Origin of the sequence: Buttiauxella gaviniae, assembly GCF_040786275.1 — a bacterium.
Taxonomy (GTDB): domain Bacteria; phylum Pseudomonadota; class Gammaproteobacteria; order Enterobacterales; family Enterobacteriaceae; genus Buttiauxella; species Buttiauxella gaviniae_A.
On record NZ_JBFMVT010000002.1, the window covers coordinates 1435203 to 1449864 of the forward strand.

At 49.3% G+C, this 14662-nt stretch carries 16 protein-coding genes; 7 read left to right on the top strand and 9 right to left on the bottom strand.

The genetic code is table 11. The features are described from left to right. Nucleotides 1-9: 9 nt before the first annotated feature. The 3 genes from rpsI to zapE form a co-directional block, all read right to left on the bottom strand. A complete protein-coding gene (gene rpsI, locus AB1E22_RS07210) occupies nt 10-402 on the bottom strand; it encodes a 30S ribosomal protein S9 (protein WP_064543072.1) in 393 nt (130 codons plus the stop codon). A gap of 14 nt (nt 403-416) precedes the next feature. Next, the gene (gene rplM / locus AB1E22_RS07215; RefSeq protein ID WP_367594734.1) at nt 417-845 is read right to left on the bottom strand and encodes a 50S ribosomal protein L13; all 429 of its coding nucleotides are present in this window, start codon (nt 843-845) and stop codon (nt 417-419) included. 248 nt (nt 846-1093) lie between these two features. Beyond that, complete coding sequence (gene zapE, locus AB1E22_RS07220; RefSeq protein ID WP_367594735.1) at nt 1094-2212, bottom strand: cell division protein ZapE; 1119 nt, start codon at nt 2210-2212, stop codon at nt 1094-1096. A 180-nt stretch (nt 2213-2392) separates the two neighbouring features. On the opposite strand from zapE, the gene zapG reads away from it, so the two are divergent. From zapG to degS, 3 genes are all read left to right on the top strand, one after another. After that, the gene (gene zapG, locus AB1E22_RS07225; RefSeq protein ID WP_367594736.1) at nt 2393-2794 is read left to right on the top strand and encodes a Z-ring associated protein ZapG; all 402 of its coding nucleotides are present in this window, start codon (nt 2393-2395) and stop codon (nt 2792-2794) included. Between the two features lie 209 nt (nt 2795-3003). Further along, nucleotides 3004-4374, top strand: coding sequence for a serine endoprotease DegQ (gene degQ, locus AB1E22_RS07230; protein WP_367594737.1), 1371 nt, complete (start codon nt 3004-3006; stop codon nt 4372-4374). Between the two features lie 86 nt (nt 4375-4460). Further along, the gene (gene degS, locus AB1E22_RS07235; protein ID WP_367594738.1) at nt 4461-5528 is read left to right on the top strand and encodes an outer membrane-stress sensor serine endopeptidase DegS; all 1068 of its coding nucleotides are present in this window, start codon (nt 4461-4463) and stop codon (nt 5526-5528) included. 70 nt (nt 5529-5598) lie between these two features. Here degS and mdh read toward each other — a convergent pair whose 3' ends face one another. Next, on the bottom strand, nt 5599-6537 hold the full coding sequence (gene mdh, locus AB1E22_RS07240) for a malate dehydrogenase (RefSeq protein WP_064543062.1): 939 nt from the start codon (nt 6535-6537) through the stop codon (nt 5599-5601). A gap of 477 nt (nt 6538-7014) precedes the next feature. On the opposite strand from mdh, the gene argR reads away from it, so the two are divergent. From argR to yhcN (AB1E22_RS07255), 3 genes are all read left to right on the top strand, one after another. Then, nucleotides 7015-7485, top strand: a complete 471-nt coding sequence (argR, locus tag AB1E22_RS07245) for a transcriptional regulator ArgR (protein WP_183270831.1) — start codon at nt 7015-7017, stop codon at nt 7483-7485. A gap of 382 nt (nt 7486-7867) precedes the next feature. Continuing rightward, complete coding sequence (gene yhcN / locus AB1E22_RS07250) at nt 7868-8131, top strand: peroxide/acid stress response protein YhcN (protein WP_367594739.1); 264 nt, start codon at nt 7868-7870, stop codon at nt 8129-8131. A 117-nt stretch (nt 8132-8248) separates the two neighbouring features. Next, nucleotides 8249-8515: a peroxide/acid stress response protein YhcN gene (gene yhcN, locus AB1E22_RS07255; RefSeq protein WP_367594740.1), complete on the top strand. Its 267-nt coding sequence runs from the start codon at nt 8249-8251 to the stop codon at nt 8513-8515. A gap of 71 nt (nt 8516-8586) precedes the next feature. Here the strand turns inward: yhcN (AB1E22_RS07255) and AB1E22_RS07260 are convergent, their stop codons facing one another. The 5 genes from AB1E22_RS07260 to aaeX form a co-directional block, all read right to left on the bottom strand. Beyond that, nucleotides 8587-8859, bottom strand: coding sequence for a barstar family protein (locus AB1E22_RS07260; RefSeq protein ID WP_367594741.1), 273 nt, complete (start codon nt 8857-8859; stop codon nt 8587-8589). 42 nt (nt 8860-8901) lie between these two features. After that, a complete protein-coding gene (locus AB1E22_RS07265) occupies nt 8902-10356 on the bottom strand; it encodes an NAD-dependent succinate-semialdehyde dehydrogenase (protein ID WP_367594742.1) in 1455 nt (484 codons plus the stop codon). Nucleotides 10357-10429: 73 nt separating this feature from the next. After that, nucleotides 10430-12391, bottom strand: a complete 1962-nt coding sequence (gene aaeB, locus AB1E22_RS07270) for a p-hydroxybenzoic acid efflux pump subunit AaeB (protein WP_367594743.1) — start codon at nt 12389-12391, stop codon at nt 10430-10432. A gap of 12 nt (nt 12392-12403) precedes the next feature. Then, nucleotides 12404-13336: a p-hydroxybenzoic acid efflux pump subunit AaeA gene (gene aaeA / locus AB1E22_RS07275; RefSeq protein ID WP_367594744.1), complete on the bottom strand. Its 933-nt coding sequence runs from the start codon at nt 13334-13336 to the stop codon at nt 12404-12406. Between the two features lie 7 nt (nt 13337-13343). Beyond that, nucleotides 13344-13547, bottom strand: a complete 204-nt coding sequence (aaeX, locus tag AB1E22_RS07280) for a p-hydroxybenzoic acid efflux pump operon protein AaeX (RefSeq protein WP_367594745.1) — start codon at nt 13545-13547, stop codon at nt 13344-13346. A gap of 159 nt (nt 13548-13706) precedes the next feature. On the opposite strand from aaeX, the gene aaeR reads away from it, so the two are divergent. Further along, the gene (gene aaeR, locus AB1E22_RS07285) at nt 13707-14654 is read left to right on the top strand and encodes an HTH-type transcriptional activator AaeR (protein ID WP_367594746.1); all 948 of its coding nucleotides are present in this window, start codon (nt 13707-13709) and stop codon (nt 14652-14654) included. Nucleotides 14655-14662 lie beyond the last annotated feature (8 nt).

Sequence of the window (14662 nt, forward strand, 5' to 3'; positions counted from 1 at the left end):
AGAGGACAATTAACGTTTGGAGAACTGAGGACGACGACGTGCTTTACGCAGACCGACTTTCTTACGTTCAACTTCACGAGCATCACGAGTAACGAAACCAGCTTTACGCAGTTCGCCACGCAGGGACTCGTCGTACTCCATCAGAGCGCGGGTGATACCGTGACGGATCGCACCAGCCTGACCAGAAGTACCACCACCTTTAACAGTGATGTACAGATCGAATTTCTCAACCATATCAACCAGTTCCAGCGGCTGACGAACTACCATGCGGGCAGTTTCACGACCGAAGTACTGTTCCAGAGAACGTTGGTTGATAACGATTTTGCCGCTGCCCGGTTTGATAAACACGCGAGCTGCGGAACTTTTGCGGCGACCAGTGCCGTAGTATTGATTTTCAGCCATTGCCATAATCCCGATTAAATGTCCAGAACTTGCGGTTGCTGCGCCGCGTGGTTGTGCTCGTTGCCCGCGTAAACTTTCAGTTTACGGAACATAGCACGGCCCAGAGGGCCCTTCGGCAGCATGCCTTTAACCGCGATTTCAATCACACGCTCAGGACGGCGGGCAATCATCTCTTCAAAGGTCGCTTGTTTAATACCACCGATGTGGCCGGTGTGATGGTAATACACTTTGTCAGTACGCTTGTTGCCGGTTACAGCAACTTTTTCTGCGTTCAGAACGATGATGTAATCACCAGTATCAACGTGCGGAGTGTATTCCGCTTTATGCTTACCGCGCAGACGGCGAGCCAATTCAGTAGCCAGACGACCTAAGGTCTTACCGTCAGCATCAACAACGAACCAGTCGCGTTGTACGGTTTCTGGTTTAGCTGTAAAAGTTTTCATTAAAAGCTTACCCAATATATAGTTACACGTAGGTGTTCACCCAAACGTTTAAAATCAGTTCAAGGTTCACACGACAAAGTCCGGCAAACCTACCCCTTCGAATAGCCAATGCCAGCACGACCAAGTTTTGGGAAAAAAACTTTGGTTGTAACGTGGGGTCGCAAGATTATAGGGAAGTCGCTTGTAAAGGTCGAACCTTTTTGTAGTTTTTGTCACAGTTTGTGGTCAGCTTTACATACAAATTGTGTTCAAGGCATATGCGACAGACGTAAATACTCTTCACTTTGCATCTCTTGCAGACGAGACAAACAGCGCTGGAACTCGAAACGCAATCTTTCACCCTGGTAAATCTCAAACAATGGCACCTGCGCTGAAACCACAAGCTTAACGTGGCGCTCGTAAAACTCATCGACTAGCGCGATGAAGCGACGAGCTTCGTTTTCATTACGGGTGTTCATAATCGGCACATTAAACAGCATCACGGTATGGAACAGACGCGATAAAGCGATGTAATCATGCTGGCTGCGGGCATCAACGCATAACGTATTAAAATCAACGGCTAATGTCTGATTCGCAAGGCCGAGCGTGGCTAATGACCGATGGTTGATTTCCAGTACAGGTTCCCCTGCCCGCACGGTTCCAGCCAAAGCGGCGTAAAGTTTTTCCATTTGCTGCGCAGTTGCATCATTTAGCGGAGAAAGCCAAAGGTGTGCCTGAGTGAGCGTTCTCAAACGGTAATCAATTCCCGCATCGACATTCATCACCTCGCAATAGCGTTTTATCGCCTCAATGGCCGGGATAAAACGAGGCCGTTGCAAGCCATTGCGGTACAGCTCGTCAGGAGGAATGTTCGAGGTCGCAACCAGTGTAATCCCGCGTGCAAACAGGGCCTGCATCAGGGTGCCAAGCAGCATTGCATCGGTGATATCAGATACGAAAAATTCATCAAAACAGAGAATATCGGTTTCGGATTTGAAACGGTCAGCAATCAATTCCAGCGGATCGGTTTGCCCCTGAAGTTCGGCCAGTTCTTCATGGACGCGCAGCATGAATCGGTGAAAGTGCAGCCGCAGCTTACGATCGCCAGGTAGACTCTGAAAAAACATATCCATGAGCCAGGTTTTCCCTCGCCCTACTCCGCCCCACATGTATAGCCCGCGCACAGGCTCCTGGCTTGTGAAAGCGCTACGCTTACCAAAGAGTTTGCCAAAGAAACCCCCGCTTGCGACTGGGGTCGGTTTTTGCTGGCTTAATGCTTGCCAGATAGCGTCCAGCTTGACTACAGCGTCACGTTGAACATCATCGGGTTGATAGCTGCCCTCGCTCAGGGCTTGTTGGTAGCGCGATGCAGGGGAGAGATTTTGCATGGTATTATGGTATTCCCTTAAAAATCGGATTGCCGTTTACTTAGTACTTTAAAAAGGACGGTTGTCGAAAAAAAGGCCGTTCTACCCTAAGCGATGCTGCGTCAGGATTCCACTTCTCTTAGGTTAACGGTTATAGTGGCTACATTACCCTACGGAAACACAAGACAACGGGAGAAGTACATGACCTGGGAATATGCGCTAATTGGGTTAGTTGTTGGCATCATCATTGGTGCCGTTGCGATGCGTTTTGGCAACCGCAAGCTGCGTCAGCAGCAGGCAATGCAGTACGAGATCGAGAAAAACAAAGCAGAACTTGAAGAGTACCGTGAAGAATTAGTTAGCCATTTTGCCCGTAGCGCAGAGTTGCTGGACAACATGGCTGATGATTATCGCCAGCTTTATCAACATATGGCGAAGAGCTCCAGCAGCCTGTTGCCAGAAATGTCAGCCGAAGCGAATCCATTCCGCAACCGCCTCGCTGAGTCAGAAGCCAGCAACGATCAGGCACCGGTTCAAATGCCGCGTGACTACTCTGATGGTGCATCCGGTTTGTTACGTACCGAACGCGCAAAACGCGATTAATCACATTTGTAAGATATTTTTCCTGGGGCACGCGTTTCGTGCCCCAAAACTCTCTCCAGCACAGCTATCATTTACTTATATCACCTCACTCTATAACAACATTGTTACCCGGCTGATATTTCAATAACATCTGAATGTTATACCCTGTAGCTTACAGGATAATGGGTAGACGGGTTTTCCTTTTTCCAGGTCACGAGAGCAAACCATCAATGAAGAAAAAAACACTGTTATTGAGTGCGTTAGCGGTAAGTGTCGGACTCACGTTCGGGGTCGCATCACAGGTAAATGCGGCATTACCCGCGCAAGTTCCGGGACAGGCAGCCTTGCCAAGCCTTGCTCCAATGCTGGAAAAAGTTTTACCTGCGGTGGTCAGCGTGCAGGTAGAAGGAACAGCGGCGGCACCCAGCCAGAAAATCCCCGAAGAGTTTAAAAAATTCTTTGGCGATGACATGCCGCCTTCTGAAGCTCAGCCTTTTGAGGGGTTAGGTTCCGGCGTCATTATTAATGCTGAAAAAGGCTATGTGCTGACCAACAATCACGTCATTAATCATGCCGAGAAAATCAGCGTGCTACTTAATGACGGGCGTGAATTTGAGGCTAAATTAATCGGCGGCGATGACCAAAGTGACATCGCGCTGATTCAAATCCAGAAAGCGAGCGGGCTGACGCAGATCGCCGTAGCGGATTCCGACAAACTGCGCGTTGGCGATTTTGCGGTTGCCGTCGGTAACCCCTTTGGCCTTGGGCAAACGGCAACATCAGGCATCGTATCGGCATTAGGACGCAGTGGGTTAAACCTTGAAGGTCTGGAAAACTTTATTCAGACCGATGCGTCGATTAACCGTGGCAACTCCGGTGGCGCACTGCTGAACCTGAACGGTGAGCTGATCGGTATTAATACGGCCATTCTTGCGCCAAGCGGCGGCAGCGTCGGTATCGGGTTTGCTATTCCAAGTAATATGGCGCAAACCCTGGCGAAGCAGTTGATGGAATTTGGTGAAATCAAACGCGGCTTACTCGGCATTAAAGGCACCGAAATGAGCGCCGATATTGCCAAAGCATTTAATCTCACGACTCAACGCGGCGCATTTGTCAGTGAAGTTCTGCCGCAGTCTGGTTCGGCTAAAGCAGGCGTAAAAGCCGGGGATGTCATCACCAGCCTGAATGGGAAAACCATCAGCAGCTTTGCGGAGCTACGCGCTAAAATCGCGACAACAGAACCGGGCACAGTCGTAAAATTGGGCCTCCTGCGCGACGGTAAACCGTTAGAAGTGAGCGTCACGCTGGATAAAAGCACCGCCTCATCGGCTAATGCAGAATTGATCATGCCAGCCCTGCAAGGGGCAACGCTAAGCGATAGTCAGTTAAAAGATGGCACCAAAGGCATCAAACTTGATACCGTTGAAAAAGGCACGCCCGCCGCACAAGCCGGTTTGCATAAAGATGATGTGATTATTGGCGTAAACCGCGAGCGCGTCTCGAGTATTGCCGAAATGCGTAAAGTGCTGGAAAGCAAACCGGACGTCATTGCCTTGCATATAGTGCGTGGCGAAGAAAGTATCTATCTGTTAGTACGCTAATCTGCTCAGTAATCGGACATCTGTCTACGATGTCCGATTAACTCATGCTATCCTGCATTCGGTTTATCAATGACTAACTCAAATCCATGTTTCTGAAGATATTACGCTCGGTGGTGATTGGTCTGATTGTGGCAGGATTGCTATTGGTAGCACTACCAACGCTTCGCCAGAAAATCGTTCCTTTAGCCCCCTCAAAGTTTGACAGTGCCGATGAAACTCCGCTGAGCTATAACTCTGCGGTGCGTCGCGCTGCGCCTGCTGTAGTTAACGTTTACAACCGTAGTGTAGGTAACAACTCACAAAATCAGTTAGAAATTAAAACGCTTGGCTCCGGCGTCATCATGGACGAACGCGGCTACATTATTACCAACAAACACGTGATTAACGATGCCGAGCAGATCATCGTTGCCCTTCAGGATGGCCGTGTTTTTGAAGCGTTACTGGTCGGCTCTGACAGCCTGACCGATTTAGCCGTTCTGAAAATTAACGCAACTAATCTACCGGTAATCCCTATCAATAATAAACGCGTCCCGCATATTGGTGACGTAGTGATGGCTATCGGTAACCCATATAACCTTGGGCAGACCATCACTCAAGGGATTATCAGCGCCACGGGCCGTATCGGCCTGAGCCCATCTGGCCGCCAGTCATTCCTGCAAACGGACGCCTCCATTAACCACGGTAACTCTGGTGGGGCGCTGGTTAACTCGCTGGGCGAGCTAATGGGCATCAATACGTTGTCGTTTGATAAGAGCAACGACGGCGAAACACCGGAAGGTATCGGATTTGCGATCCCTACCCAGCTCTCCACAAAGATTATGGATAAGCTCATTCGTGATGGCCGCGTAATCCGCGGTTATATCGGTATTGGCGGGCGGGAAATCACACCATTACATGGCCCGGCAACCGGGATTGATCAGATTCAGGGGATCATCGTTAACGAAGTTTCTCCGGATGGCCCGGCAGCCAAAGCAGGTCTTCTGGTGAATGACGTGATTATCTCGGTGAATCATAAAACGGCAATTTCAGCGCTGGAAACGATGGATCAGGTTGCAGAAATTCGTCCGGGCTCCGTCATTCCAGTGGAAGTCATGCGTGATGATAAGAAGCTGACGCTGCAAGTCACCATTCAGGAATATCCCGCAACGAACTAACCATCGTAAATTGTAGGCGAAAAAAAACCGGAATATTCATTCCGGTTTTTTTATCTCTTACGCGCAGGGTTTATTTGTTAACAAACTCTTCGCCAAGGGTAATGTCTTTCTTTAGGGTATCCAGCATGCCTTCCAGCGCCTGGTGCTCGAACGCACTCAGTTTGCCGTAAGATTTATGCTCTGCGATACCGTTTTTGCCCAGCAGCAGCGGCTGAGAGAAGAAACGAGCGTGCTCGCCGTTACCTTCAACGTAGGCACATTCCACCACGTTGCTTTCGCCTTGCAGCGCACGCACCAGAGACAGACCAAAGCGTGCAGCAGCCTGACCCATGGACAGCGTTGCAGACCCGCCACCGGCTTTTGCTTCAACCACTTCGGTACCCGCATTCTGGATACGCTTAGTCAAATCGGCAACTTCTTGTTCTGTGAAGCTCACGCCAGGAATCTGGGACAGCAGCGGCAGAATGGTCACGCCAGAGTGGCCGCCAATCACAGGGACTTCGATATCAGTCGGCTGTTTGCCTTTCAGTTCCGCAACAAAAGTGTTGGAGCGGATGATGTCCAGCGTAGTCACGCCAAACAGTTTGTTCTTATCGTACACACCCGCTTTTTTCAGCACTTCAGCAGCAATGGCTACGGTGGTATTCACTGGGTTTGTGATAATACCGATACATGCTTTCGGGCAAGTTTTAGCAATCTGTTGAACCAGATTTTTCACGATACCCGCGTTGACGTTAAACAGGTCAGAACGGTCCATACCTGGCTTACGTGCTACACCCGCAGAGATCAGCACCACGTCCGCACCAACTAGGGCTGGAGTCGCGTCTTCACCGCAGAAACCTTTAATTTTCACATCGGTCGGGATATGACTTAGATCGACCGCAACACCAGGGGTGACAGGTGCAATGTCATACAGTGAGAGTTCTGAACCTGAAGGCAGTTGGGTCTTGAGTAGAAGGGCAAGCGCCTGGCCGATTCCGCCTGCTGCGCCGAGGACTGCAACTTTCATCCTAAACTCCTTATTATGGTTAGCAAATAGGTGCCGTAACTCCATGCGGTGGCGACCATAATCCAGAGAAGGGGTAATTACAATATTCCCGCTTGAGGTTTGCGACGTTACGCAAGCCTGAAACGTTACTGCTGCATTTACTCGCCGGGTGGAAATGACGCCTTAGCGCCCGGTCACAACCTGATGTTGTCACATCAACGGCGGTTACATTACCCCTCCCATCGCAGCAAAACAACATCATTTTGATAACATTTAATTTACTTGCCAACTTATTTTCGAGTCGTGACGAAGGCATGTTTCTCGATAACAAAATTTGATAAAATCCGCCTCTTTCATAACATTATTTCAGGCTTATACCCTGTTAATTATGCCCTTTAGCAGCTAACACCTTTGGCTCAAAGGATCTGGGCATATTGCATAAAAATTCATTTAAATGCATAGTAATGTTATCTTCGTTGGTCTGTATATAGGTGACCTATGCGTATTTCCTCAAAACAAGAAGAATTAGTTAAAGCATTCAAAGCATTATTGAAAGAAGAGAAATTCAGCTCACAAGGCGAGATTGTCCACGCATTGCAAAATGATGGTTTTGAAAACATTAACCAATCCAAAGTTTCTCGTATGCTGACCAAATTTGGTGCGGTGCGTACGCGCAATGCCAAAATGGAGATGGTGTACTGTTTGCCCGCAGAGCTTGGCGTGCCAACAACATCCAGCCCGCTGAAAAATCTGGTGCTGGATATTGATTACAACGATGCGGTCGTCGTTATCCATACCAGCCCGGGTGCGGCGCAGTTAATTGCTCGCCTGCTGGATTCTTTAGGTAAAGCAGAAGGTATTCTTGGCACCATTGCCGGGGATGACACTATCTTTACTACGCCTGCAAAAGACTTCACCGTTAAAGAGTTATATGAAGCTATCCTGGTGTTGTTCGAGCAAGAGCTTTAAGCACTAGTACTCCTGTTCCCGCTGTTTAGGCGGCGGGAATAACATTTCCGATACCCCTTCTTCTATCTTTTACTCCTGCCCTAAATTCCACTTCAGCGCTTCTTCTGTGCGTAAACGTTCGTTCTTCAGCTAGTTATGTGATGCACCGCACAAAAAGTCAAAGCCAGCCATCTCATTGTTTTTACTTATATTTAACATTAAAACAGCAATAAAAGATCATTTTTAATAACTTTACGAAATAAACAAAGCCTCTATTATTGTAAAGTTTCATAGAGAATAATTAGCGTGGTATTAATTTTTGCCGTTATTAGTGTATACTTGATTTTGTGATGAGGGTCACGAAACGAAGACCCCAATAAAAGAATACGACGAGGTAAAAATTATGAACATGAAATCAACCGTAGTAGCCGCAAGCCTGCTTTCAATGCTGTCATTTGGCGCTTTCGCAGCCACTTCAATCAACGCAGAACAGGCTCAGGGCCTGCAGCCAATCGGCTCAATTTCTGTAAGCCAGGTGGGCAGCGCGCCAATGGATATGCATCAGATGCTGAATGAAAAAGCCGAAGAGAAAGGCGCTTCTTCTTACCGCATCACCGAAGCACGTTCCGGCGACCAATGGCATGCTACTGCTGAGCTGTATAAATAACAGTCAGGCAGACATAAGAAACAAAGATAGACCGATTAACTAAAACGACGACCCCAAGAACAATAAATGCAGTTAAGCCCTTCCGGTCGTTGAAAAAATATTTCAGGAGTAGACATCATGAAAACTAAATTATCCCTCGCAGCACTGAGCCTTTTTTCCGTTATCTCTTTCGGCGCTAACGCAGCCGCACATCAGGTAACCAGCGAGCAGGCACAAAATATGCAATCTATGGGCAGCATTTCTGTAAGTCAGGTGGGTAGCTCGCCAATGGATATGCGTCATGAATTATCACAGAAAGCGACAGAAGAAGGTGCTTCAGCTTATCGTATTACCGAAGCACGTGACGGCGATGCATGGCACGCCACCGCTGAGCTGTATAAATAAACCCTCGTCGTCATGTCCGACGACTTTGCCCCCGCTTGCGGGGGCTTTTTTATGCCTTCAAAACAGTAATTTTAGCCGCGCACGTTAAACCGTAGTTGGCCTTCAAGCTCCTCTTCTGCTTCATCAAACAGCAAAATCAAAGCCCCATAGCGCCGCCGCTGCATCTCTGGCAGATGAACAAACTCAATCTCTGCCGGGAGCGGTAAAACGCCCCCGACAACCACATCCCATAAACTATCGAGATCGTGAACCTGTTTTTTCTCAAGTTGAAAAGCCTGGATAAAGTGACGATAGAATCCCGGCTGATCTTCTATCTGACTAAAATCAAAGGTGTATTTCTTCATTACTTGCCACCTTAACCAGAACGAGTCGTACCTTCTGAATTTCTACAGCCCACCGATATGCAAGGTTTTGACTTCCAGAAACTCGTCCAGCCCTAATACGGAACCTTCTCGACCCAGGCCGGATTCTTTAACGCCACCAAACGGCCCCAGTTCGGTCGATACAGCACATTCGTTAATCCCAATCATCCCGCTCTCAAGCGCCTGCGAAACCCGGAATACGCGCGATAAATTCTGAGTATAGAAGTAAGCCGCCAAACCAAACGGCGTATTATTCGCACGCTCAATCACCTCTTCTTCGGTTTTGAAACTAAAGCAGGCGGCTAATGGGCCAAAAGTCTCTTCCTGCGCCAGTTTCATATCATCGTGAGCATCAACGATGACGGTCGGTTCCCAAAAGTTGCCGCCCAAAGCATGGCTCTTACCGCCCACCAGCGCTTTTCCGCCCTTCGACAGGGCATCTTCAACGTGCTCACGGACTTTATCGACCGCAGATTTTTCAATGAGTGGCCCAACGACAACGCCCTCATCCAGACCATTACCCACTTTCAGCGCTTTCACTGCATCGGCTAATTTATTAACGAATTGATCGTAAACCTTCTCCTGAATGAAGAAGCGATTAACGCTGACACACACTTGGCCTGCGTTGCGGAATTTATTGGCAATAGCCCCTTTCACCGCTTCGTCGATGTCGGCATCATCAAATACGATATAAGGCGCGTTACCGCCAAGCTCCATCGAAACCTTTTTCATGGTTTCGGCCGCATTGCGCATTAATGTTTTGCCCACTGCGGTAGACCCGGTGAAGGAAATTTTACGCACCTCATGGCTCGCCATAATGGCGTCGCTGATTTCTTGCGTATTCCCCGCAACGGCATTCAGAACGCCGTCCGGCACACCTGCTTTTTTAGCCAGGGCAAGCAAAGCAAAGGCGGATAAAGGTGTGTTATTGGCTGGTTTGATAACACCGGTACAGCCCGCAGCCAGTGCGGGGCCGAGTTTGCGCGTCAGCATCGCCATCGGGAAATTCCACGGCGTAATCGCCGCTACCACACCGATGGGTTCTCGGGTGGCAAGAATGCGTGAGCCAGGTTTCGCGGGAGGAATAATTTCACCATTCGCCCGTTTCGCCTGTTCGGCAAACCACTGGATAAAACTTGCGGCATATTCGACTTCACCTTCCGCCTCTTTTAACGGCTTGCCTTGCTCGGTGGTCATTAAGCGCCCTAACCAGCTTTTGTTTTCAATAATCAGTTGGTACCAGCGATAGAGAATGGTGGAGCGTTCTTTGGCGGTTTTTGCACGCCATGCAGGAAAAGCTCTGGCCGCGGCGGCGATAGCTTCTTGGGTTTCCTTTTTGCCCGCTTTTGCGACTTTAGCGATGACGTCACCAGTGGCGGGATTAAGCACATCGAAGGTTTCGTTGAGTTTCCGCCATTCGCCATTGACCAGATAACCGGTGCTAAATAATTCACTGTCCTGGAGTGCCTGATTTGTCATAATTTTCTCCTGTTATGAATTGCGCATCAGTAAGTATAGATACAAAAAAGCCGACGCATGGCGTCGGCTCGGGTTAAGCATCTATTAGGGCGTGCTGGTATTTATGCAGCACCGTCGCCAGTCGTTTCACCGGCTCGGTGACCTGTAACGGCGCATCCCAGATACGCAGCTTTTCCTGGTAAATATCGAGTTCTTCCAGTAACTGATTAAAGTAACGGCGTTTTTTATCGTCGCTGCTGGCTGACGTCATTTTATCTGCCGTATTGCGCAGTTGCCGATGAAACGCAGAAAGATCGTCATTCACCGGTATCGGCGCATCGCGTAACCGCTGATGGGCGATAATCAACGTCAACGCCAGGCGATAACGGTCAATATCCCCAGGAAACGTATTCAGCAATAAGAAAAGCTGCTGATACAACGCCGGAAGGTGGTTCTCTTTACGACGGTTGTTATTGGTCGTCAGCGCAGAGACCGCAGCAGAAACAAATTGATTCAACAAGTTGCGTCCGGTGCGCTCTTTGGAGTTATCACGGATAAGCAATATCACCATCATGGCCAGGAAACAGCCTACGATCTGGCCCAGTGCGCTATCAAGGAAAGAGCTGAAATGGAATGTCATTGGGTTATCAAGCACGATAACGTTGATGGTTCCCGCAAGCGCCCCCATCGATCCCAGGCGCCGTTTCTGTACTTCAATCCCAATAAAGAATCCGAGTAAAGCAAGGCTTATGCACAGCAACAACAGGCTTTGCTGCGTCGACGGAATAACGACTAAAAAGTAGAACGCGCCCAGCGGAAGGGCCACTAACATACCGTATAAAAAATCGAGCGAAACCATGCGCGGATTAGGCAGACGCATCGCCAGCGAGGTGACCACGGCAATCATAACCATCGCACCGCTGCCTGAAGTCCAGCCCGTCCATAACCAAAACAGGCAGCCGAGCACGCATGAAATGGTGGTGCGCCAGAAGTTTATCATCGCGTGATGACCCTCTGCCGATTGCACTTTGATCACCACTTCCTGAGTTAAAACCTCTTCTTCAATGGAACTGATACGGGTATTGCAGATGACGCCGCGTTTTAGCAGAAGGTAGCGGGTGAGCGCGCCAACCCAAGTACGGATGGTCGCAGGCGTATTTTTATCACCGGCATGGGAAATCACGCTGCGGACAATTTTCATCTGCTTATGTACATCAGCAGCCGTTTCCACAGGTGTCTCAAACAGCATGCGGAACTCCGGCGTCATGTATTCCGGGCGCGTGTTTTGAATCAGAAACGTTTCACAAGCCTGGGTGATGAGCGTCAGCGAAAGCGTATTGATTGCCTTTAAGCGACGGTTAGCACGGCTCCAGCGCGCCGATTCAATATTGAGGTTTGCGCGCATGCCTTCCAGAGCAGTCGTGCGGCGCACCAGGCCGCTCCAGGCTTTATCAACTTCTGTTTTATCGCCATGGGCAATACATAGCTGCATCAGCCGGTATTGATCCACCAGCAAATTATCCAGCTCTCGGTCGATTTCTTGTTTAATGGATCGAGGTGAAAAAATTAAGTCGGCAAGGATCGCGCAAACAATCCCAATCACAATCTCACTGCAACGCTCGACGGCAAACTGCGGAGCGGTGAGAGGATTAGCCTGAATCGTGATAACAATAATTAATGCTGTATAACCCGAAAGGCCCCAGGCATAGGAGTTTTCAACTTTAACCAGCGAGGAGATCCACGTACAGAATCCCGCCCAGATACAGCACACCAGCAGCATCACGACCGGAGCACGAATCATAGAGGTGATGATAAACAATGCAGCGAAACAGCCGATAAACGTTCCCACGATACGCAGCATACCGCGATAGCGAATCGCTCCAGAATAGGGTTCGCCACCGGCCGCAAATGCCGGGCCTGCCGCCACAATCGCCGCCGTCAGAACGGCCCAGCGTGGCGTTTCGAGCTGAAAATGGAAGCCAACAAACAAAGCCAACACAATGGCGAAAGCCAGTTTGAAGGCAAAGCGTAAATGTAATCGCGAGATAAAATACATATTGTCCTACGCTTAGCCGAATTCGCGCAGACGATGCATTAACTTAATAAAGACCGATTCATGGTCCGTATTTCTGTCTTTCTCACCGGTTACTACTACCGTAGCCGTGGTGCCTGCGGGGTATAAATTACCCTGCTGCTCATCAAGATGAATGCGTACCGGCACGCGCTGCGCCAGACGTACCCATTCCAGATTGGAGTCCACTGTCGCCATACCTTTGGTATCGATCGTGCTGCTGGCATTCGTCACCCCGGCAGATACGCTATCTACCGTTCCATGTAATATGCGATTGCTACCCAGCGGCGTTATCTGTACCCGATAGCCAGGGCGAATACCTTCAAGCTTGGTCTCTTCCATATAGGCCAGAATGTAGAAAGTACCGCTTTTTACCAGGGCAACGCCTGTTGAACCACGCGTAATAAACTCGCCGGTGTAAACGTTAAGGTTGGTTACCCAACCTTCTGCTGGCGCACGAATAACGGTACGCTGTAAGTCCAGTTGAGCTAAATCACGGGTCGCTTCGGCTTTTGCCAGTTGGTGTAAAACGGTCTGTAACACGTTGTTGGATTGTTCAATTTCTTCACGCGACATCGCCTGAATTCCCAACGAATTTCGACGCCCCGCTTCACGGCGTTTTTCTCCGGCCAACGCCTGGTAATAGGCAACGTCGGCCTGAGCTTCTTCCAGCGCTTTTTGATAACGAGGCTGATCGATGGTGAACAGAATCTGATCTTTTTTCACCAGTTGGTTGTCATGTACCTTCACATCGGTAATCAAACCCGAGACATCCGGCGCAATCGCCACAACTTCAGCGGTAAAACGCGCATCTCGCGTCCACGGGGATTCGGTATAAAAAACCCAGGCGCGGAAGATGGCGATAAAAGCCAACAACACCAAAATGAGTGTGATGGCAGTGCGGGTCATTTTTCTTGTAAGTGCTTTCACATCAACCTCAAACAAAAAGACGCGAGATCAGATAAAACAGGCAGCAATAGAGCGCTGTGTTAAATAATGCCGGGTGCCAGACAAAATCGTAAATTCCCGTCGGGGTCAGCAGACGGCGAACTATCCAGAATAGTGCCAGCGAAAGAATTAGCTCGAAGAATATCGGCGGAAAAGAAAGGCCGAATATCACGATAACGGGAAATAGACTCATGTTAACCTTGCAGAAAATACAGAAGACGCAACTCCTGGAACAGCCAGGAACACTGAGCTAACGCGCGATAGGTGTCGTGTTGTTAATAGTATTTTAACGTAATTGTTAGCCAGTTATCTATAATGTGTGATCTAAATCACTTTTAACTCAGAGTGAACAATGGAAAGACTTAAACGTATGTCAGTGTTTGCCAAAGTGGTCGAGCTGGGTTCATTTACCGCCGCCGCAAGGCAGCTAGAAATGAGCGTATCGTCCATCAGTCAAACGGTATCCAAACTCGAAGATGAGTTACAGGTGAAGCTGCTAAACCGCAGTACTCGCAGCATTGGGCTCACCGAAGCCGGTAAAATTTACTATCTCGGCTGCCGCAAAATGTTGCATGAAGCACAAGAAGTCCACGAGCAACTTTACGCTTTTAACAACACCCCGATCGGTACACTGCGTATCGGCAGTTCTTCAACTATGGCACAGAATGTCCTCGCGTCCATGACGGCCGAGATGCTGAAAGAGTACCCTGAGCTGACCGTGAACCTGGTGACAGGCATTCCTGCACCCGATTTAATTGCAGATGGGCTGGATATCGTCATTCGCGTGGGGGCTTTGCAGGACTCGAGTCTGTTCTCGACACGCCTCGGATCGATGCCGATGGTAATTTGCGCCGCGAAAAGCTATTTACAGCAAAATGGCACGCCAGAAAAACCGGCCGATCTTGCCAACCATTCCTGGCTGGAATATAGCATCCGTCCACACAATGAATTTGAGTTGATCGCCCCGGAAGGCCTCACCACGCGCATGCTTCCGCAAGGGCGGTTTGTCACCAACGATCCCATGACGCTTAGCCGCTGGTTAAAAATGGGGGCCGGGATCGCCTATGTCCCGCTGATGTGGGTGATCGATGAGATCAATGATGGAACGCTTGAGATCTTACTTCCTGGCTACCAATCCGATCCGCGCCCGGTATACGCGCTATATACGGAAAAAGATAAGCTGCCGCTAAAAGTGCAGGTTTGTATTAACTATCTGACCGAGTATTTCGTGAAGGTGTCGCAGCTTTATCAGGGCGTGCGCGGAAGAAATGGAAGTGGGGATGAAAACAGCCGGGATTAACCCGGCTG

Excerpts from the sequence above, each read along its gene's own strand:
- rplM (WP_367594734.1), bottom strand. The coding sequence starts at position 845 with ATGAAAACTTTTACAGCTAAACCAGAAACCGTACAACGCGACTGGTTC.
- aaeB (WP_367594743.1), bottom strand. The coding sequence starts at position 12,391 with ATGTATTTTATCTCGCGATTACATTTACGCTTTGCCTTCAAACTGGCT.
- aaeX (WP_367594745.1), bottom strand. The coding sequence starts at position 13,547 with ATGAGTCTATTTCCCGTTATCGTGATATTCGGCCTTTCTTTTCCGCCG.
- zapG (WP_367594736.1), top strand. The coding sequence starts at position 2,393 with ATGACCTGGGAATATGCGCTAATTGGGTTAGTTGTTGGCATCATCATT.
- yhcN (WP_367594739.1), top strand. The coding sequence starts at position 7,868 with ATGAACATGAAATCAACCGTAGTAGCCGCAAGCCTGCTTTCAATGCTG.
- zapE (WP_367594735.1), bottom strand. The coding sequence starts at position 2,212 with ATGCAAAATCTCTCCCCTGCATCGCGCTACCAACAAGCCCTGAGCGAG.
- aaeR (WP_367594746.1), top strand. The coding sequence starts at position 13,707 with ATGGAAAGACTTAAACGTATGTCAGTGTTTGCCAAAGTGGTCGAGCTG.
- AB1E22_RS07260 (WP_367594741.1), bottom strand. The coding sequence starts at position 8,859 with ATGAAGAAATACACCTTTGATTTTAGTCAGATAGAAGATCAGCCGGGA.
- degS (WP_367594738.1), top strand. The coding sequence starts at position 4,461 with ATGTTTCTGAAGATATTACGCTCGGTGGTGATTGGTCTGATTGTGGCA.
- yhcN (WP_367594740.1), top strand. The coding sequence starts at position 8,249 with ATGAAAACTAAATTATCCCTCGCAGCACTGAGCCTTTTTTCCGTTATC.
- rpsI (WP_064543072.1), bottom strand. The coding sequence starts at position 402 with ATGGCTGAAAATCAATACTACGGCACTGGTCGCCGCAAAAGTTCCGCA.
- argR (WP_183270831.1), top strand. The coding sequence starts at position 7,015 with ATGCGTATTTCCTCAAAACAAGAAGAATTAGTTAAAGCATTCAAAGCA.
- mdh (WP_064543062.1), bottom strand. The coding sequence starts at position 6,537 with ATGAAAGTTGCAGTCCTCGGCGCAGCAGGCGGAATCGGCCAGGCGCTT.
- AB1E22_RS07265 (WP_367594742.1), bottom strand. The coding sequence starts at position 10,356 with ATGACAAATCAGGCACTCCAGGACAGTGAATTATTTAGCACCGGTTAT.
- degQ (WP_367594737.1), top strand. The coding sequence starts at position 3,004 with ATGAAGAAAAAAACACTGTTATTGAGTGCGTTAGCGGTAAGTGTCGGA.